Source organism: Vibrio sp. SS-MA-C1-2, from assembly GCF_021513135.1.
In the GTDB taxonomy this organism is placed as follows: domain Bacteria; phylum Pseudomonadota; class Gammaproteobacteria; order Enterobacterales; family Vibrionaceae.
The window spans coordinates 1269348-1289068 of record NZ_CP090981.1 but is presented as its reverse complement, the minus strand read 5'-3'; the positions used below and the strand labels follow the sequence as shown (position 1 = coordinate 1289068).

Below are 19721 nucleotides of genomic sequence, written 5' to 3'. Positions count from 1 at the left end.
TATACCCAAGTATGAAGGGTATAAAACAAATTATGGATAAATAAAGCGATGAGCAAACCCTTAAATGATTTACTTTCCCTGCTAAATTTAGAGCAAATTGAAAAACTTATTTTCCGAGGCCAAAGTGAAGATCTAGGTTTTCCTCAAGTCTATGGTGGTCAAGTTATTGGACAGGCACTTTCTGCGGCAAAAAAAACCGTTCATGATGGATTAACCGTTAATTCATTTCATAGTTATTTTTTACGTCCCGGCGACTCTGCTAAACCCATTATTTATGATGTCGATATTCTTCGTGATGGCCGAAGTTTCTCAACTCGTCGTGTTAAAGCGATTCAAAATGGCATGCCGATATTTTATCTCACCGCCTCTTACCATATTCAAGAGGAAGGATTTTATCACCAAGAGAGCCAAATGCCCGATGTACCCGCACCTGAGACTTTACAATCAGAACAACAATTGGCTCAACAGCTTTCCACCTATTTACCTGAGAAATTAAAAGCCATCTTTTGTGGTGAAAAGCCGATTGAAGTGCGTCCAGTGGTTGTTCAAAACCCACTAAATCCTGAGGTTAAAGAAGCAAAACAGTACCTATGGATCAAAGCGAATGGCGATATGCCAAACGATCCTAGAGTTCATCAATATCTCTTGGGTTATGCTTCAGATTGGGGTTTTTTACCTACCGTACTCCATCCCCATAGAGCGAGTTTATTAACACCTAAGTTAAAGATTGCCACCATTGACCATTCAATGTGGTTTCATCGACCGTTTAAGATGGATGAGTGGCTACTTTACTCTATCGATAACTCAATTACTAATGGTGCTAGAGGGTTTGTACGCGGAGAAATATTTAATCAACAAGGTGAACTTGTGGCATCAGCAGCTCAAGAGGGCTTAGTTCGTCCACCTCGTAAAGATTAAAGTATTCATTATCTTATTTGAATATTAAAGCTCAAAAGCCGTTGTATATTTCAGCGGCTCCATCGCAAAACTAGAGGTGACATTGGTTAGCCCTTCAATGCTATTGACCAACTTTTTATAGAAATAGTCAAAGGCTTGCATATCTTTTACCTGTACCTTCATCATGTAATCATACTCACCTGCCATTCGGTAAAATTCCATCACTTCTGGCAATTCTGTCACGGTATTAACGAATTGATGATACCAATCTTTTGAATGATTACTGGTCTTAATCTGCACAAAAGCGGTAAATGAGAGATCGAGTTTTTGCGGGTCGAGTAACGCAACTCTCTCCCTTAAGACTCCAGAATTCTCTAATTTCCGTAGTCGTTTCCAACAAGGTGTCGTCGTTAAGTTTACCGCTTCAGCAAGATCATTAAGAGACAAAGAGGCATCTTTTTGTAGCAATCTCAATAGTGTTTTATCTATTGTATCTAATTTCATCTTCTTTCACCTAAGATAACCAACATTCTGTTTTATATAGCTATATAATAAAGAGGATACTCAAAAGATTGTCTATCCTCTCAATATCCCCTTCTTACTTGGGTATATTATTATATGATTTAGCCTTTTTTCAGATTTTTCTCTTTTTCAAATTGAACCAATTGCTGATTTAATTGATCTTCAACATAGCCCGGTGAATGTGTTTTCGCTGCAATTAAACGATACATCGCAGGGATAACAAACAGAGTCACTAGAGTAGCAAATGCCATTCCACTAAAGACCACAACACCAACAGAGATTCGACTTTCAGAGCCTGCACCTGTTGAGAAGATTAATGGTAAAGCACCAAATAAAGTGGTGAATGCTGTCATTAAGATCGGACGTAGACGACGCGCTGACGCATCAATAATCGCTTGCTCAAACTCGATACCACGATCTCGTAATTGGTTAGCAAACTCAACGATCAATATACCATTTTTGGTTACCATCCCGATCAACATCACCATCCCAATTTGGCTATAGATATTAAGTCCTTGCCCAGTTAACCAAAGCCCAGCAAAGCCACCAAAAATCCCCATAGGTACCGTTAACATCACAACCAATGGATTAATAAAGCTTTCAAACTGAGCAGCTAACACTAAATAAGCCACTAACAAAGCAAGACCAAAGACAGCCAAAATACTGCTCTGATTTTCTTTATACTCTTTTGACTCTCCCGCATAGCTAATCGAGATATCCGCTGGTAGTTGCTCTTTTGCTTTACTCTCTAAGAAATCTAGAGCTTCACCCAAGGTATAGCCAGCCCCAATTGAGGCACTCAAAGTAATAGATTTTTGTTTAAAAGTATGGCTTAAACGAGTAGCTGAAGCGACCTCTTCAATTTTGGTAACGGAATCCAAAGAGATCAAATCACCACGATTGGTACGCATATAGATCTGACTTAAATCAGCAACGCTATTAAAGCTATCCTCATCACCACGAAGATAAACATCATATTCCTCACCGCGCTCAACAAAGGTCGTTTCACTGCGTCCGCCCAACATGACTTCTAGAGTCTCAGCGACCTCTTCAACACTCACACCTAACTCAGCGGCACGTTGACGATCGACCTCAACCACTAATTCTGGTGTAGTCTCAGCATAATCAAGATCCGCATTTTCAATAATAGGTGAATGGTTGGTATCTTCTTGTAACACCCGAGCCCAATGATTTAACTCTTGATAATCCGAGCCACTCAATACAAACTGAATCGGATCACTTGATCGTCCTCGGAAACCCGGCATAAATGGACGAACCATGACATCAGGGATCCCAGCCAGCTTTTTACGTACTAAACCTAACGCTTGTTGTGCATTGATATCACGATTTTCCCACTCCTCAAGCTGCATAATAACATAACCAGTCTGATCTCCAGCTCGCCCTCCAAACGCAGGCGTCTGAATACTAAAGGATTTTAAAACACCTTGGCCAAGCATTGGAAGAAGTCGCTGTTCAACAATATCCATATTATGAACCATTCGATTATAACTGGTTCCTTCAGCGCCTTTAATAAAGGCAAGTAAGACACTACGATCTTCTTGAGGGGCAAGTTGAGATGGGATCATCTTCATCAGTCCCACACTGCCACCAATACAGAGAATAATAACAATAGGCGCCGCATAACGTAACTTAACCGCAACAGTAACAACCCGACGGTACCCACTCTCTAATCTAGTAAAGAGTACCTCAACCACACGATTAAATGCATTCATCTTAGTTTTTGAGTGACTACGTAAGATTTTACTGCCGAGAACAGGAGTCAGAGTTAGAGCTATAATCGAAGAGAAAACCACTGACATGGCTAATAAAACCGCAAACTCTGTAAATAATTTACCGACCATCCCTTCCATAAACGAGATAGGCAAAAATACCATGACTAGGACAAAGGTGGTTGCAACAACCGCAAAACCAACCTCACGCGTCCCTTTATACGCTGCAACTAATGGCGTTTCACCGCGATCTAAATGGTGAAAGATATTCTCAACCACCACAATCGCATCATCAACGACTAACCCAATGGCCAGAATCAGTGCCATTAATGTCAATAAATTGATTGAGAAACCAAAAAAATAGGCAGCCATAAATGCCGAGATCAATGAAACAGGTACGGTCACCGCAGGGATTAATGTTGCTCGTAATTGACCAAGGAAGATATAGAGGATCAGAATCACTAATCCAGCAGTCATTAATAGGGTTTTATAAACCTCATCAATGGAGCGATCAATAAAGACAGTGGCATCATAATCCACCACTAACGTCGTCCCTTTTGGTAAGAAGCTTTGCATTCGCTCAACCTCTTTTCTTACCCCTGCCGCCACCGTTAATGGGTTGGCATCCGATTGAGCAATCACCGCTAAACTTAAATTATTAACGCCATTACTTTTAAATGTCGAATTCTCATTTTCAGCACCAATATAAACAGACGCCACATCTTGTAAATAGATAGGTGAACCATCTGATGCGTAACGTACTACCAGATAATTAAAGTCTTGAGGATTGGCATAAAGGCGCTTAGTTCTAACCGACATGACAATACTGTCATTTCGGACCTCACCTCCTGGATTTTCAACATTTTCTGATTTTAATGCCGAGAGAATATCGGCAACCGTGACACCTCGCCCAGCCATCATTTCAGGCTTAAGCTTTACATACATTACTTTATACAGTGCGCCACCAAGATCAATCGAACTAACACCATTAATCAGGTTAAAACGATCGACTAAAACACGCTGAGCATAATCGGTTAGCTGAGTTCTGTCCATTTCAGAAGACGCAAGATTGACATAAACAGAGGCTTCACCTGAGCCATTATCTTTGGATACCACAGGATCATCTGCTTCATCGGGTAAGCGTCGCTGTCCCCGAGCAACCGCATCGCGAACATCACTCACCCCTTCAGTGAGATCCCAATTAAGAAAAAATTCCACTATAATTCGAGAAGATCCATTACGACTGACCGAGGTAATATCTTTAATACCACTAATTCCAGTTAACTCATCTTCTAAAACTTGAGTCACCTGACTCTCCATAATCGAAGCTGATGCCCCTTCATATCGAGTACTGATTGAGACGACTGGGTTTTCAACATCAGGCATCTCTCTAACAGCAAGCTTAGTAAAAGAGACATAGCCAAAAACGGTTAACAATAAACTCAGAACGATGGCAACAACCGGGCGTTTAACGGAAACATCTGAAATCCACATTAGCTATTCCCTGCTTTATCTGTCACTACTGACTTATCTATTTTTGATGGTTTGTCTGTTTCTGATGTAGAGTCTGTTGTTAACGTTGATTGCTGAGTAAGATCTTTAATTTTTAACCCATCACGCATATTGACCAAACCTTGAACAACAATACGATCCCCCTCTTTTAAGCCTTCTTCAATGACGACTTGATTATCAACTCGAGCACCTAGTTTCACTTGAGTTCGATTAGCAATATTCATTTGATCGACAAGATAAACAAAACGTTTAGTCCCAGAATACTCTAACGCTTGAGCAGGAATAATGACATTAGTCTCAGCAGCAAATCTCGCCTTCGAGCTCATTAACATACCCGGTTTTAGTTGGTTATTTTTATTTTCAAATAGAATTCGAACACGAACATTGAGTGAATCGGGGTCAATACGAGTATCAATCACTGAAATTTTGCCATGAAAGATAATGCCTGGCCAAGCTTGTGTCGTCGCCGTCACATCCATCCCTCGATGAAGTTGGGAAAGATAACGAGCAGGGACAGGAAGATCCAATCGCATAATCGAGAGATTATCTAAAGTAAATAACTCTTCACCTGTTGTAATTAATTCGCCACGACTAAAGTCAATTAACCCTAAGGTCCCCGCAAAAGGCGCTCGAATATAGTGATCTTGTAACTGAGCTTCCGCCGCTGCAAGACGAGCTTTGGCTATATCAACACTGGCTTGTTGTGCATCTAATGCCGTTTGAGTTATCGCTCCTTTAGTCACCAACGTTCGATACTCATTTAAAATTCGGATTTCATCTTGTAAGAAGGCTTTTGCCTCAATCTGTACAGCCTTTGCCTTGTCATCTTCAAGTTGAATCAGAAGTTGCCCTTGTTTCACATTGCTATTGGCTTTAACTAAAATTTCATCAACTTTAGCTGAGGTTTCAGAGGCAATATTCACTGACTGTTCAGCATTTAATTTACCAATTAAAGAAAGCGATTGACTCATCGATTTAGTGCCAACGTCCGCTGTTGTTACAGGAACAGTACGAATTTTAGCCGGTTTTACAGAGGGTTTAGCTGCGTGAGTTGGATATTGGCTATAACCAACAACTGCTGCAACAAGAATAAGGGCGGTAAATAGAATTTTTTTCATTACAAATAACCATAATCCATTAAGTATTTACATCATACATAAATAAATAAAATCTATTCGTTAATTACTGTGCATTTGAAGTAAAGAAGTGTAAATATTACTATGATTGCTTAATAATCCGCTAATTCGTTGAAAAAAGCGACAAAAGAATTTTTTTCTAACTAAAACACTTTACAGAAGCGTCAAGTTTGTTATTATGCGCTCCGCACTTGTGGAGGGGTTCCCGAGTGGCCAAAGGGATCAGACTGTAAATCTGACGGCTCCGCCTTCGAAGGTTCGAATCCTTCCCCCTCCACCATCTTCTCTTCTGCCACGAAGTGATGGTGTATAAAGAACATGTTCTTCGTTATGTGCAACTGATTTGAGAAAATCATACAATGTAAAGATAGACCCCGTGGAGGGGTTCCCGAGTGGCCAAAGGGATCAGACTGTAAATCTGACGGCTCCGCCTTCGAAGGTTCGAATCCTTCCCCCTCCACCATCTTTAACGTCAATCTTTTATTTATATAATTATCTTAAACAGAACAATTTGTGATACCCCGTGGAGGGGTTCCCGAGTGGCCAAAGGGATCAGACTGTAAATCTGACGGCTCCGCCTTCGAAGGTTCGAATCCTTCCCCCTCCACCATCATTTAATAAAATGCTTAATTATCTATTCTAAATAGTAATAAGGATTTTAGACCATAGTGTCATTAATTTTCAAATAGTTAATGAGCTAAAAAAGTACAATTAGTAAGACCCCGTGGAGGGGTTCCCGAGTGGCCAAAGGGATCAGACTGTAAATCTGACGGCTCCGCCTTCGAAGGTTCGAATCCTTCCCCCTCCACCATCATTTAAAGCCAGTTGCATTTGCAGCTGGCTTTTTTCATGCTTCCAATTCAATCTCGCAAGTAAAAAGAAAAAGACGCCTGCCATCAACAGATATCTTCATCGAGAGATTGACTTTCATGACAATCATTTCTATCTTGTAACGTTACGTTAACCATCAACTTTAACAACAAGTCGAACTAAAAATGAAAATCATCTCTTTTAATATCAATGGGCTTCGCGCAAGACTTCATCAACTTCAAGCTATTATCGATAAGCATCAACCTGATGTCATTGGTCTGCAGGAGATCAAAGTTCATGATGATGCATTCCCTTTAGCCGATGTTGAAGCTATGGGTTACAAGGTTTTTCACTTTGGACAGAAAGCACACTACGGTGTCGCGATGTTATGCAAAAATGAACCTCTTTCCGTTCAACGAGGGTTTGATAGCGATGATGACGAGGCTCAACGTCGAATTATCATGGCAACGTTTGAGCAACCTAATGGCAAACCTTTAACAGTGATTAATGGATATTTCCCACAAGGTGATAGCATTAAACATGAGACGAAATACCCAGCAAAACGTAAATTTTACCAAGACTTAATGACTCATTTAGATACTCACCATACACCTGAAGATGATGTAGTCGTCATGGGAGACATTAATATTAGTCCATTGGATCTCGATATTGGTATTGGTGAAGTCAATGCGAAACGTTGGTTAAAAACAGGAAAATGTTCTTTTCAACCAGAAGAGCGTGAATGGTTAAAACGTTTGATGGATTGGGGATTTATCGATACTTATCGTCAACTTTATCCAGAGGTCAACGATCAGTTTTCATGGTTTGATTACCGTTCAAAAGGTTTTAATGACAATCGCGGTCTTCGTATTGATGTGGTGTTAGCAACCAAGCGTTTTGCTGAGCGCTGTACTGATGCTGGTATCGATTATCCATTACGTGGGATCGAGAAGCCATCAGATCATGCCCCAATTTGGTCAACGTTTAGCGAATAACCCCCTCTTTTCTTACTTTAAACTTATCCCCTTCTTACTTTGGGTATATAAATAAAGAAGACAAAAAGGCCAGAAAAGTAGAGAGCATACAATCAAACTCTCTACTTTTATTACCGCCAATTAAACAAAAGAAACATCATGACTACCAACCCAGCCAAGTAATTTGTCGATAATCTTTTGCCGACAGTTCCTTTCTGGCATAATAGCCGCCCTAATTCCAGTAATGCTTAGAGCTAATGAATGAACGACGATAATTCAGCAAACTTACTAAAAAACCGTTTCCGTGGTTACTTCCCAGTTGTGATTGATGTAGAGACGGCAGGCTTCAATGCCAAAACAGATGCATTACTTGAAATTTGCGCGGTTACTTTAAAAATGGATGATGATGGTTGGCTATCCCCTGCATCAACAATTCATTTTCATGTTCTCCCTTTTGAAGATGCCAATATTGAACAAGCGGCGTTAGATTTTATCGGTATTCGCGACCCATTTAGCCCATTACGTGGTGCAGTCACTGAAGATATTGCCCTTAAAGAGATATTTAAGCTAGTTAGAAAAGAGCAAAAAGCGGCAGGTTGTCAACGTTCGATGATGGTTGCCCATAATGCTAATTTTGATCTTAGCTTTGTGATGGAAGCGGCTGAACGCTGTAAATTAAAGCGTATCCCTTTCCACCCATTTGGTAGTTTTGATACTGCAGCACTCAGCGGTGTTGCTTTTGGTCAAACCGTATTAGCAAAAGCTTGTGCGACGGCAAAAGTCGAATTTGATAACAAAGAGGCTCATTCTGCTCTTTATGATACAGAAAAGACCGCTGAACTCTTCTGCAAAATTGTTAATAAATGGAAAGCATTAGGCGGTTGGCCGCTTTTTGATGAAAATGACGAACAACCCGATGATAATCGTGAAAAAGATAACTAAACAGTTCATTCAATAGAATCAATAAAAATAAGCGCAGTTAACTTACGACTCAATGTAAAGTGGCTGCGTTTTTTATTATTTTGAAACAACACCTTACTTCCAAGCTCACTATAAAACCACAAAACACTCAGTTTTATTACTAATAAAGCTACTCTTTTACCCATTTCAAAACAAATCTACTATAAAAGCCTCGAATATAAAATTAAATGAAAATTTCACTCGACTTTTATAAAAATTTAAGCAAACTGTGATCTAGTTCATACGAAAATAAAAAATAAATAAAGGAGCTATTTTGACAAATCCAATTGTAATATCAGTATGTGTGATGTTATTCCTCTCATTAATGAGAATAAATGTAGTTATTGCCCTTACCTTCAGTGCTATCTTGGGTGGCGTTGTGAGTGGCATGAGCATCAATGAAACTATTTCAGCCTTTGAAGGTGGATTGGGTGGCGGTGCGACTATCGCCTTGAGTTATGCGATGTTAGGAACATTTGCAGTTGCCATCTCTCGTTCCGGTATCACAGACTTGCTTGCTCAATCAGTGATTAAACGTATAAATGGTAAAGAGAATGCAAGTGCTGCCACCGGTCTGAAATACACAATTTTAGCTGTACTTGTTCTCATTACTATCTCATCACAAAATGTGATTCCTGTTCATATCGCATTTATCCCCATTATTATCCCACCGCTATTACATGTTTTTGCCAAGCTTAAGCTAGATCGTCGCCTAATTGCTTGTATCTTAACATTTGGCTTAGTCACTCCTTATATGGTGTTGCCGATCGGTTTTGGTGGGATTTTCTTAAACAATATTTTGTTAGCCAATCTTCACAGCAATGGTTTAGATGTCAATGCAAGTCAAGTGCCGATGGCAATGTTGCTTCCAGCATTAGGAATGATGACAGGATTATTAATCGCAGTCTTCTTCAGTTACAGAAAACCTCGTGAATATAATATTATTGAGATTGAAGAAAAAACTGAGAGCCATAAAGCAATTAACATGCGTCACGTGGCGATTGCTGGTATTGCTATTGTTGCAACCTTAGCGGTACAGCTATCCACAGGATCGATGATTATTGGTGCGTTAGCGGGCTTTATGGTCTTTACGTTTGGTGGTGTTATCAAATGGAAAGAGACTCAAGACGCTTTCTCTCAAGGTGTACAAATGATGGCAATGATCGGATTTATTATGATCTCAGCCGCTGGATTTGCCGCTGTGATGAAAGCGACAGGTGGTGTTGAGACGTTGGTTTCATCGCTATCTCATAGTATTGGGCACAACAAACCATTAGCTGCGTTATTGATGCTGATTGTTGGTTTATTAGTGACAATGGGGATTGGTTCATCATTCTCAACAATTCCAATTATTGCGACTATTTATGTTCCTTTAGCGATTGCATTTGGTTTCTCTCCAATGGCAACCATTGCGCTTGTTGGTACGGCTGCAGCCCTAGGAGATGCAGGTTCGCCGGCATCAGATTCAACCTTAGGTCCAACATCTGGCTTAAATGCTGATGGTCAACATGAACATATTTGGGAAACGGTGGTTCCAACCTTTATTCATTATAACCTCCCGCTCATTGCAGCTGGTTGGGTTGCGGCGATGATTTTATAACCCACTTTTCACCTAAATAATTCAAATAAAAAAGAGCCTGGCATAATAATGTCAGGCTCTTTTGATATGCTTCACTTTTTTGTATTAATAAATAGTGTTATTAACTAAAAAAGAGTCAATTAATTACTCTGGTTGAGCGTATTTAGCGGCAGTCTCTTTAATTAATGACTGCAACTCACCCTTTTGGAACATCTCAAGAATGATGTCACAACCACCGATTAGCTCACCGTCAATCCATAGTTGTGGAAATGTTGGCCACTGTGCGTACTTAGGAAGTTCAGCACGAATATCTGGGTTTTGTAAAATATCAACAAAAGCAAATTTTTCGCCACAAGACATTAATGCTTGAGATGCTTGAGAAGAGAAACCACAGCTTGGTAGCTTTGGAGAGCCCTTCATGTAAAGTAGGATTGAGTTCTCGCCAATTTGTTGCTTAATCTTATCAATCGTTTCCATAATTCCCTCAGTTTTAATTCTATTTGTGTTGCAGATACTCAAACTAATTGATGCTGTTAGTCGATAGCAAATGAATGTCACACCATAAACATAGGTCTTCTATGAGAGTGGATCCGACGAACACAGTTAACAGCCTAGCAGCTTCAAATATGAAGAGTATATACAGTTTATAGATAAGTTCTAGATGTTCAGATAGATTCTACCTAGCAATTCAATCAAAAAAAACACCTATATTTCTTATGGATATAGGTTATATTAATAATAAGGCTGCTTTTCGAACAGTTGTTAAACTTGTTACAACATAAGAATAGATTAGTATATCTATTTTATTTTTATTGATAAAAGCCTTTTAATAAAGGAAAAACTTTATTAATATAGTCACCAAGATAAGGCTTCCTTGGGATTTTTCTTAAAAAACAACAAGGATAGCTGAAAAACCTCAAGTAATAGACGTAATGTCTGTACTTTTTAAACCTAGCTTATAGGGAACACTTTCCCTTTTACATTAAATGGAGTGTCAGTAATGGCTTTTGAACTTCCTGCTCTACCTTTTGAGATGAATGCATTAGAACCACATATTTCTGCAGAAACTCTTGAATATCACTATGGTAAGCATCACAACACATACGTTGTTAAATTAAACGGTTTAGTTGAAGGTACTGAACTTGAAAATAAATCACTAGAAGAGATCGTTAAAACTTCTTCTGCTGGTATTTTCAATAACGCAGCTCAAGTATGGAACCACACGTTCTACTGGAACTGCCTAAGCCCGAACGCGGGTGGTGAACCAACTGGCGAAGTTGCTGACGCAATCGCTAAATCTTTCGGTTCATTTGCTGAATTCAAAGCAAAATTCACTGATTCTGCAATCAACAACTTCGGTTCATCTTGGACTTGGTTAGTGAAGAATGCTGACGGTTCTCTAGCAATCGTAAATACTTCTAACGCAGCAACGCCTCTAACAGAAGAAGGTGTAACACCACTTCTAACCGTTGACCTGTGGGAACATGCTTACTACATTGACTACCGTAACCTACGTCCGTCTTACATGGATGGCTTCTGGGCACTAGTTAACTGGGAATTCGTTGCTAAAAACTTAGCTGCTTAATCTCAAGATAACCAAGATGAGGCTATTCATCATCATTTAATAGCCAAATCTAGTTATAAAAAAACCGCAACTCATTGAGCTGCGGTTTTTTGTTTTTATCCCCTTCTTACTTGAAGTTGCTAGGTTGTTGGCTACGCTCATTCGCCCCAATCATATCGTACACCTATACTCATGAGGCCTCATTCACTTGCCGCCGACTAGCAACGCCAATGACTTTGGGTATATGACCTAGTTATAGGGGATAATTACTCTTTTTCAGCCAAGATAATGCGAAGTGTACGACGTAGAGGCTCTGCTGCGCCCCATAATAGCTGATCACCGACAGTAAAGGCATTTAGGAAGTCGTTACCCATTGCCATTTTGCGTAAACGTCCAACCGGTACAGAAAGCGTTCCAGTGACTTTTGCTGGGCTAAGCTCTTGCATCGTGATATCACGATCATTTGGAATCACTTTAACCCACTGGTTGTGGGAGGCAATGATCTCTTCAATTTCATCCATTGGCACATCTTGCTTTAACTTGATGGTTAATGCTTGAGAGTGACAACGCATCGCACCAATGCGTACACAAGTCCCATCAATCGCAACAGGGTTATCTTGTAGACCTAAAATCTTATTGGTTTCAACCGTTCCTTTCCACTCTTCTTTACTTTGTCCATTATCAAGCTTCTTATCGATCCATGGGATCAATGAGCCAGCTAATGGAGCCCCAAATTCTGAAGTTGGAAAATCGGAACTACGAATGGTCTCTGCAACACGCTGATCAATATCAAGTATCGAACTTGCAGGGCTTGCTAACTGTTCAGAAACAGAGTGCTGAATCGTTCCCATTTGAGCGATTAACTCACGCATATTTTTTGCGCCTGCACCAGACGCGGCTTGATAAGTCATGGCACTAACCCAATCAACCATACCTGCTTGATATAGACCGCCTAGCCCCATCAGCATTAAACTCACGGTACAGTTACCACCAGCAAAGGTATTACTACCAGAGCGAATACCTTGTTGAATCTGAGTTAAGTTTACGGGATCAAGCGTAATAATCGTATCTTGCTCCATACGCAGTGAAGAAGCAGCATCAATCCAATACCCTTTCCACCCGGCTTGGCGAAGTGATGAATAAACAGCTGTCGTATAGTCACCACCTTGACAGGTAATGATAATGTCCATTTGCTTTAAGCTATTAAGATCGTAAGCATCTTGCAACAAACCTGCATCTTTGCCTAAATTAGGCGCAGGAATACCGACTTGTGAAGTCGTGTAAAAAACAGGATCAATATGGTCAAAATCTCGCTCTTCAACCATTCTCTGCATTAAAACAGAACCCACCATTCCACGCCAACCAACTAAACCCACCTTCATCATAGCTACTCTCCATGTTATTCATTTATTCAGTAATAAAATTATATAACTACATCTATAAAAGTTTAAGCACCGATTTACAAGTAAAAATTAACAATTTGTTATTATTTATATAAAAATCATCAACAAAAGTATTTGTGAGGTTGGTCACGCCTCCTCTTATTTTTAATATAAAAAGTGAGGAAATAAGTAAGCGAGTAGTTAAATAGAGAATAAAAGAAGTGTTAAGTGGAATTTTATACTATTAAAAAAACAAAAACTCACGATAATCTATAAAGTTATCGTGAGTTTTCAGAAGTGTGGCATTTTTACGCCCGAGTAGCAGTCACTGATTTACTCGATGTTAAGGACCAATGTTGATTAAGGCGAATTGATAACGCTTTAATTGGGTGCTTTTTCCATAATCGTGGTTCAGCCCACTGTGTAATATGTCGAATCTCCAAACGTTTTGCTGCTTGATAGCAAGAGTTAGAACAATTATTACAGCTCGGTTTCGCCTGTTCAGATTTACACTGCTCAATACGCTCTAACGCATAATTTAACAGTGCATCACAATCTGGGCATAACTTCGCGCTTCGATGTAAAGTGTGGCAATAGAGGTTGAATTTAGCCTTCAACGCAATTTGTTCCTGCTTTACTAAATTAGGACGTAATGTATATGCTTTCATAGCCGCTTATTATCTAGATTTTTAACCACAATAAAATGATCAAGATCACACTTTTTTGTCACAATGTCGCCTTTAAAACCGTAAAAATGGCTATTTGAACAAAAAAAGCGCGATTTAATCCTCTGCAGTCAAACGTCGTTGTAGCTGATCTTTCAAATTTGGCGGTGTTCCTTTGATCGTTAGCGTGTCTGTTTCAGGATCATAGCTAATACGTTCATTTAGCAATTCAGCATCAAAACTGATTGATAAGCCACCACCACCACCCACGTATTTGGTCAGTTTACGGACGGCTGCACGATCAACAGGAAATGATTCTTCTAACTCATAGCCTTGTTGATTAGCAAATTGATAAAAGTCCGTACCTTCATCACCAACGGGGAGAGTATCTGCTAGCTCTTTTACGATAAGCTCTTCACCAGACTTTAACTGTTCATTACAGTACTGATGCACATTCTTCATGTATTGCTGCTTTTCTTCACGATCAAGACGAGAATCAGTGCAGTAATCATCAACAGCTTGGATTAACACTTGGTTCTGAACTTTGCTATCCATTCCAACATCAGCTTGTAAGAAGTCTAAAAAGAAATCTCCAACCTTACGACCAACCCGCCCTTTTATGAACGTCAGATAACGGTTTGATTCAGGGTCGCTATTCCAAGTAGAAAGATCAATACGTGCCGCAATATCCATTTTTGCCACATCAAGGTATTCGGTACTGCTGACATCAAGCTGCTCTGTCACTTTCATACTTGGACATGAGCTTAAAAGACCAATAAATAGATAATCAGTCGCCAGTGATTGATACTCTGCCAACACGAGAATCCCCTCATCAGCAAAAGGGTATTTAATTAACTCATCTCTTAGTTTTGCAGCAGATTGGCTAGAAAAATCAACAAAGTTAAGTTGTTGCTGCTGTAGGTCGACTAATAGTTGCTTAACTTCGCTTTGTGGTGCAAAATTAGCAAAACCTTTTGCTGGCTTAGCGCTGTATACTCTATGTATTTCAGAGACTAAGTGTTCACTTGATGGAGTCAGTTTTAATAACTCCGGACGTAATTGGACTTGTAATTCGCCCTGTTCATCACGCTTGATTTGGTGAAGAATTATATTTGCAACAGAAAGAGTCATGAAAGTATTACCCAGAATTGTAGAGTGTAGGGTATTATAGTCAGCTAAAATAATTATTGAACAAGTTTATTTATGCCTATTACATCAAAATACAACAACAAAGACGTCGAGCGAATTCTAGATCAACTGGTTGACGTACTCGAAGAAAATAACGCAACAGCAGAATTATCACTGATGCTGGTGGGGAATATCGCCACGAATATCTTAAATCAAAATGTACCGCAATCACAACGTAAAGCGATTACAGATAAGTTCGTGCAAGCACTACTAACATCAATTGACGATTAAGTGTTTAGTTGATTATTAAACGAAATTTAAAATTAATCTGATACAATTTAGAGAGATGAGATCATTAAAAAATGAATAGGTTCGAATGGTAGCACATCCAACGCCCTACAAGGACAAAGTATCCCGACTGATTAGTTGGGGACATTGGTTTGCATTTTTTAATATTATTATCACTATGTTACTCGGAACACGATACATCATCGGTTCTGAGTGGCCTGCTACCTTTTTAGGCCAGTTCTATCTGATTATTAGTTGGTTTGGTCATTTCAGTTTCCTGACCTTTGCTATCTATATTCTGATTATTTTTCCTGCAACATTTTTACTGCCATCGCAACGACTGCTTCGACTATTTAGTGTTTTTATCGCCACCTTAGGTGCAACAGCACTTCTACTGGATAGTTATACCTATAATACCCTTCATTTACATTTAAGTATGATTGTTTGGGATCTACTCAATAGTGGTGAAAACACAGCTCAGAATAGTAATTGGCAACTTATCTTTATCGCTGTACCTATTATATTTATCGTTCAACTGGTACTTTCTGAATGGGTGTGGCGTAAACAGCGAAAACTCAGCGCTAAACATATTGGTGGCACATTAACCATCATCTTAGGTATCTGTTTTGCTACTAGTCATATTATCCATATCTGGGCAGATGCCAATTTATATCGTCCGATTACCGTCCAAAAGTCGACCTTCCCGCTCTCCTACCCTATGACAGCAAAATCATTTATGGAGAGACATGGCTTACTCAATAAGACTGAATACCTTGAGCGAGAAGCCAAGCAAGGAAGTATAGATAGCGAAAAGATGAACTATCCATTAACTCGCTTAAGTTTTAATGATCAGGGTGTGAAAAAAAATCTATTAATCATTATGGTTGATAGTCTACGCAGTGATGCTATATCTTCATTTATCACACCAAACCTGAATAGTTTTGCTGCAGAAAACATCAATTACACTCAACACTTTAGTGCCAGCAATAGCAATCAAGCTGGTGTATTCAGCCTCTTTTATGGCCTTCCTCCAACGTATATGGAAAGCTCAAAAGCAGATAACTTAACGCCAGTATTAATTCAAACATTGCATAAAAGAAATTACCAATTTGGTCTTTTCAGTGGCGATGGGTTTGATGATTCTGTTTACCCAACAGCAATATTTAATCATAAAGAGCTTGTTCAATCGTCAACTGAAGAAAAAACTGAAAAGCCAAATACTCAGCAGTTCAATGACACAATGGCAATAGATGACTGGAAATCATGGTTAACCCAACAAAAAGAGAATAAATGGTTTGGTTATATCGACCTCAAAACAGTTTCTCATTACGATGATCAATCTTCTTCGACTGACACTATCTCAGGTAACTCTCAAAGTAGTACCACTGCAAAACTGAAAGAGCACTACTTAAAAGCCGTTTCAACGGTAGATAACGACTTCCAACAGATTATCGATACATTAAAATCACAAGGTCAGTTTGAGAATACGATTATTGTCGTAACCTCAAACCATGGCATTGAATTTAATGATACCAAGAGCAACAGTTGGGGTTCAAAAGGTAACTATAGTCGATATCAAATCCAAGTTCCGATGATGATCCATTGGCCAAATCAACAACCTCAGGTCGTAACACGAAGAACCAGCCATCTCGATCTTGTTCCAACATTGATGGAGAATATGTTCCATACTTCGTCTTCGAGTCGTAATTACAGCAGTGGTGTTAACTTATTTAATAGCAACAGTGAACGCCCTTGGTTACTGGCTGGTGATAAGAAAGATATTGCAGTATTAGCGGAAGATAAAACAACGGTTGTCGATCAGTATGGTAACTATAAGGTTTATGACCAAAATTTCCAGCAGCTCAAAGATGAGAAGACCAAACTGTCCACTCTTTTGCAAGTGATCCAAGAGTTAAAACGCTTTTACCACTCAGAGAAATAAGACTTTTTTAGATAAAACTTGAAGTTGTCAATCACAGTGCAACTTCAAGTTAAAAAACTAAAGACTAAAAGCGATAACGAACACCTAAAACACCTTCGACATCAATATCAACATCTTCAACCACATAAAGTGTCGGTCCAATCTCGGCATAAAGCTCAAAACTCTCAATTGGAAATTGTGCTCCAATCCCAGATCTGACTCCCACTTTATGATGGTGCTGATCAACATACTGTACCCCAGCAAAAAGATAAGCAGGATTTAATTTTTGATTATTAACCAGTGATCCTAAATTAAAAACTTTATCGACAGCTAACCCAAAATCATCAAGCCCGACAGAAAACCGTAAATCATTATGCTTATATTGAACACCCGACATCGGCGTACCTAAAAAACCACCAATACTATCAGCAAAAGCTGGGGTAGAAAGACTCGAAATGAGTAGAGTTGTGAACGCTATTTTTTTCATTATTACCATTCCTTTGTAACGTCGAGTGCCAAGTAAAATATAATACTGAGCAAAATAGCGCATAACTTAACGCAAGAAACAAAATAGTGATAGTGAAAATCTGATAACTAACAGTAAGTTGACATATCTCTAGACTCTTATTATTAGAACTATCTAGTAAGCTGAATCGAAAAGAACAAGGTTAATATTCAAATTAAATATCTATTTACCTGTTGGCTTTTTCTTTGATGCCACTCGCCTTTTCTTTTTAAAACTTTTTACAGGCGCTTGATTTTTTAAGCCTTGAAAAACATCAGGAACCGGGTTTGATTTTACGTTGCTAATCATGCCATTAAGTTTTAAGGTCAAATTATCAATGAAGGGGGCATAAGCACACTTTTTATCTGTAATATCTTGTAGTTGATGCTCCCAATGCGCTGTCATATCAGGATAAGTCACTTCATTTGGCAGCGCAGTAATCAAAGCAATCGCAGCATCAGAGGCGTTAATCACTTTTCCCTTTCGTAATAACAGTTGACGCTTAAACAGCAGCTCTAATATATGTGCTCGGGTCGCTTCCGTCCCTAACCCATCGGTATCTCGAAGGATCTTCTTGAGCTCGCTATCCAAGACAAAACGACTGATTCCAGTCATTGCTTGCAACAGTGAGGCATCAGTAAACATTTTTGGTGGCTCAGTCATCTTATCTAACACTTGACCTTCAATGCAGTGCAGCTCAGTTCCCTCTTTTAACGCTGGGACTTTTGGTTGTTCTTCCTCTCTATTATTCTGAGATTTTACTGTCTGGCTTCCGCTCTTTGTCAGTAACTCTCGCCAGCCCGCTTCGATTAAATCTCGTCCTTTGGCAATAAAATGACCATTAGCGATAATAAAAACTAAACTCGAATCAGCATATACAGCCGCTGGATAAAACTGAAACAGATATTGTCGAGCAATCAATCCATACACTTTAGCTTCAGTGGCATTAAGTGTTGATGATGAGACTTTTTTAGGGGTTGGAATAATTGCGTGGTGAGCTTCGACTTTTTTATCATTCCACGCCTTAGAGCGAAGAGTTAAATCTGCAGAGTTGACTGCTGAAGTTAGTTCCGTATTATTACTACTAATCGCTGAAACAACCTCTTTTGCCTGTTTAAAGTGCTCATTAGGTAAGTAACGACTATCACTTCTCGGATAAGTGATCACTTTATGTCTTTCATATAATGATTGGCAGCTCGTTAATACATCAGCAGCATTGATCCCGTAACGTTTTGCCGCATCAATTTGTAACGCAGAGAGAGAGTATGGTAATGGTGGGGCTTGTTGACTGTTCTTCTGCTGGCTTTGACTCACCACCGCAGGTTGGTTGGTAATTCTTTCGGCAACATTCTCTGCTAATTTACGGTTTAATACTCGCCCTTGTGGATCTTGCCAAGGTTGACAAGCTTCACTAGGTTGCCACTTCGCAATAATATTTACATTCTGATAGGGGATCACCGCTTCCACTTGATAATAGGCTTGTGGAATAAAGTTAGCGATCTCTTGATCTCGACGAACCACGAGCCCCAAAATTGGTGTCTGTACCCGACCCACGGAGAGAACGCCTCGATAACCACTTTTCTGCCCCAATAAGGTATAGGCTCGCGTCATATTCATGCCATATAACCAATCGGCACGAGAGCGTGCTAATGCAGAGACAGAAAGAGGTATAAATTCACTGTTACTCCTCATCTGCCCTAACGCTTTTTTTACGGCGCTGGGGTTAAGATCATTAATCAGCAGGCGTTGAATTTCGGTTCGTTTTTTTACAGGATATTTAAGATGTGAAATCACCTCATCTACCAGCAATTGTCCCTCTCGATCAGGATCTCCTGCATGAACAACAGAGCTCGCCTCTTTAAGCAGCTTTTTGATCACCGTAAGTTGCTTACTAGCACCTTTGCGGGCTTTCAGTTTCCATTGCTCAGGAATGATAGGAAGATCATCTAATCGCCACACTTTATATTGCGGATCATAAGCATCAGGTTCTAACTGTTCAAGTAAATGCCCAACACACCAAGTCACAATATCACCATTACCCGTCGTAATATATCCGGTATGGTTTTTATGAGGTCGAGGTAGAACATTGGCAATCGCTCTGCCTAAACTCGGTTTTTCTGCAATAAAAAGGCGTGACATAATTCGTAC

The 19721-nt window shown here is 39.5% G+C and carries 16 protein-coding genes and 4 tRNA genes; 11 read left to right on the top strand and 9 right to left on the bottom strand.

Annotation, left to right across the window (positions count from 1 at the left end; translation table 11 throughout):
- Positions 1–48: 48 nt before the first annotated feature.
- Positions 49–918, top strand: a complete 870-nt coding sequence (gene tesB / locus L0B53_RS10505) for an acyl-CoA thioesterase II (protein ID WP_235061986.1) — start codon at positions 49–51, stop codon at positions 916–918.
- Between the two features lie 24 nt (positions 919–942).
- On the opposite strand, the gene L0B53_RS10500 is transcribed toward tesB, so the two are convergent.
- The 3 genes from L0B53_RS10500 to L0B53_RS10490 all read right to left on the bottom strand — a co-directional run bounded on the left by L0B53_RS10500 (position 943) and on the right by L0B53_RS10490 (position 5779).
- Complete coding sequence (locus L0B53_RS10500) at positions 943–1401, bottom strand: Lrp/AsnC family transcriptional regulator (protein ID WP_235061985.1); 459 nt, start codon at positions 1399–1401, stop codon at positions 943–945.
- Positions 1402–1520: 119 nt separating this feature from the next.
- Positions 1521–4643 (bottom strand): multidrug efflux RND transporter permease subunit, encoded by a 3123-nt coding sequence (locus L0B53_RS10495; protein WP_235061984.1) that lies wholly within the window; start codon positions 4641–4643, stop codon positions 1521–1523.
- Positions 4643–5779: an efflux RND transporter periplasmic adaptor subunit gene (locus L0B53_RS10490; RefSeq protein WP_235061983.1), complete on the bottom strand. Its 1137-nt coding sequence runs from the start codon at positions 5777–5779 to the stop codon at positions 4643–4645. Before L0B53_RS10490 ends, L0B53_RS10495 begins: the two co-directional genes overlap by 1 nt.
- Before the next feature lie 213 nt (positions 5780–5992).
- Here L0B53_RS10490 and L0B53_RS10485 point away from each other — a divergent pair.
- From L0B53_RS10485 to L0B53_RS10455, 7 genes are all read left to right on the top strand, one after another.
- A tRNA-Tyr gene (locus tag L0B53_RS10485) sits at positions 5993–6077 on the top strand.
- A gap of 98 nt (positions 6078–6175) precedes the next feature.
- A tRNA-Tyr gene (locus L0B53_RS10480) sits at positions 6176–6260 on the top strand.
- A 62-nt stretch (positions 6261–6322) separates the two neighbouring features.
- Positions 6323–6407, top strand: a tRNA-Tyr gene (locus tag L0B53_RS10475).
- A gap of 116 nt (positions 6408–6523) precedes the next feature.
- A tRNA-Tyr gene (locus L0B53_RS10470) sits at positions 6524–6608 on the top strand.
- Positions 6609–6792: 184 nt separating this feature from the next.
- Positions 6793–7602 carry an exodeoxyribonuclease III gene (gene xthA, locus L0B53_RS10465; RefSeq protein WP_235061982.1) on the top strand — a complete coding sequence of 270 codons (810 nt, stop codon included), beginning with the start codon at positions 6793–6795 and terminating at the stop codon, positions 7600–7602.
- 240 nt (positions 7603–7842) lie between these two features.
- Positions 7843–8523, top strand: a complete 681-nt coding sequence (gene rnt, locus L0B53_RS10460; protein ID WP_235061981.1) for a ribonuclease T — start codon at positions 7843–7845, stop codon at positions 8521–8523.
- Between the two features lie 325 nt (positions 8524–8848).
- Positions 8849–10141: a Na+/H+ antiporter family protein gene (locus tag L0B53_RS10455; protein WP_235062230.1), complete on the top strand. Its 1293-nt coding sequence runs from the start codon at positions 8849–8851 to the stop codon at positions 10139–10141.
- A 123-nt stretch (positions 10142–10264) separates the two neighbouring features.
- Here the strand turns inward: L0B53_RS10455 and L0B53_RS10450 are convergent, their stop codons facing one another.
- Positions 10265–10597: a Grx4 family monothiol glutaredoxin gene (locus L0B53_RS10450; RefSeq protein ID WP_235061980.1), complete on the bottom strand. Its 333-nt coding sequence runs from the start codon at positions 10595–10597 to the stop codon at positions 10265–10267.
- A gap of 523 nt (positions 10598–11120) precedes the next feature.
- Between L0B53_RS10450 and sodB the strand changes: the two genes are divergently transcribed.
- Positions 11121–11705 carry a superoxide dismutase [Fe] gene (gene sodB / locus L0B53_RS10445; protein ID WP_235061979.1) on the top strand — a complete coding sequence of 195 codons (585 nt, stop codon included), beginning with the start codon at positions 11121–11123 and terminating at the stop codon, positions 11703–11705.
- Between the two features lie 245 nt (positions 11706–11950).
- Here the strand turns inward: sodB and asd are convergent, their stop codons facing one another.
- From asd to yejK, 3 genes are all read right to left on the bottom strand, one after another.
- The gene (asd, locus tag L0B53_RS10440) at positions 11951–13066 is read right to left on the bottom strand and encodes an aspartate-semialdehyde dehydrogenase (protein ID WP_235062229.1); all 1116 of its coding nucleotides are present in this window, start codon (positions 13064–13066) and stop codon (positions 11951–11953) included.
- A gap of 308 nt (positions 13067–13374) precedes the next feature.
- Complete coding sequence (locus tag L0B53_RS10435) at positions 13375–13734, bottom strand: nitrous oxide-stimulated promoter family protein (RefSeq protein ID WP_235061978.1); 360 nt, start codon at positions 13732–13734, stop codon at positions 13375–13377.
- 114 nt (positions 13735–13848) lie between these two features.
- Positions 13849–14862 (bottom strand): nucleoid-associated protein YejK, encoded by a 1014-nt coding sequence (gene yejK / locus L0B53_RS10430; protein WP_235061977.1) that lies wholly within the window; start codon positions 14860–14862, stop codon positions 13849–13851.
- Between the two features lie 72 nt (positions 14863–14934).
- Between yejK and L0B53_RS10425 the strand changes: the two genes are divergently transcribed.
- Both L0B53_RS10425 and L0B53_RS10420 read left to right on the top strand, forming a co-directional pair.
- Positions 14935–15150, top strand: a complete 216-nt coding sequence (locus tag L0B53_RS10425) for a DUF1414 domain-containing protein (protein WP_235061976.1) — start codon at positions 14935–14937, stop codon at positions 15148–15150.
- Between the two features lie 85 nt (positions 15151–15235).
- The gene (locus L0B53_RS10420; protein WP_235061975.1) at positions 15236–17089 is read left to right on the top strand and encodes a DUF3413 domain-containing protein; all 1854 of its coding nucleotides are present in this window, start codon (positions 15236–15238) and stop codon (positions 17087–17089) included.
- 64 nt (positions 17090–17153) lie between these two features.
- Here the strand turns inward: L0B53_RS10420 and L0B53_RS10415 are convergent, their stop codons facing one another.
- Together L0B53_RS10415 and L0B53_RS10410 are read right to left on the bottom strand one after the other, a co-directional pair.
- Positions 17154–17555, bottom strand: coding sequence for a hypothetical protein (locus L0B53_RS10415; RefSeq protein ID WP_235061974.1), 402 nt, complete (start codon positions 17553–17555; stop codon positions 17154–17156).
- A 201-nt stretch (positions 17556–17756) separates the two neighbouring features.
- A complete protein-coding gene (locus tag L0B53_RS10410) occupies positions 17757–19712 on the bottom strand; it encodes a DNA topoisomerase III (RefSeq protein WP_235061973.1) in 1956 nt (651 codons plus the stop codon).
- Between the last annotated feature and the right edge of the window lie 9 nt (positions 19713–19721).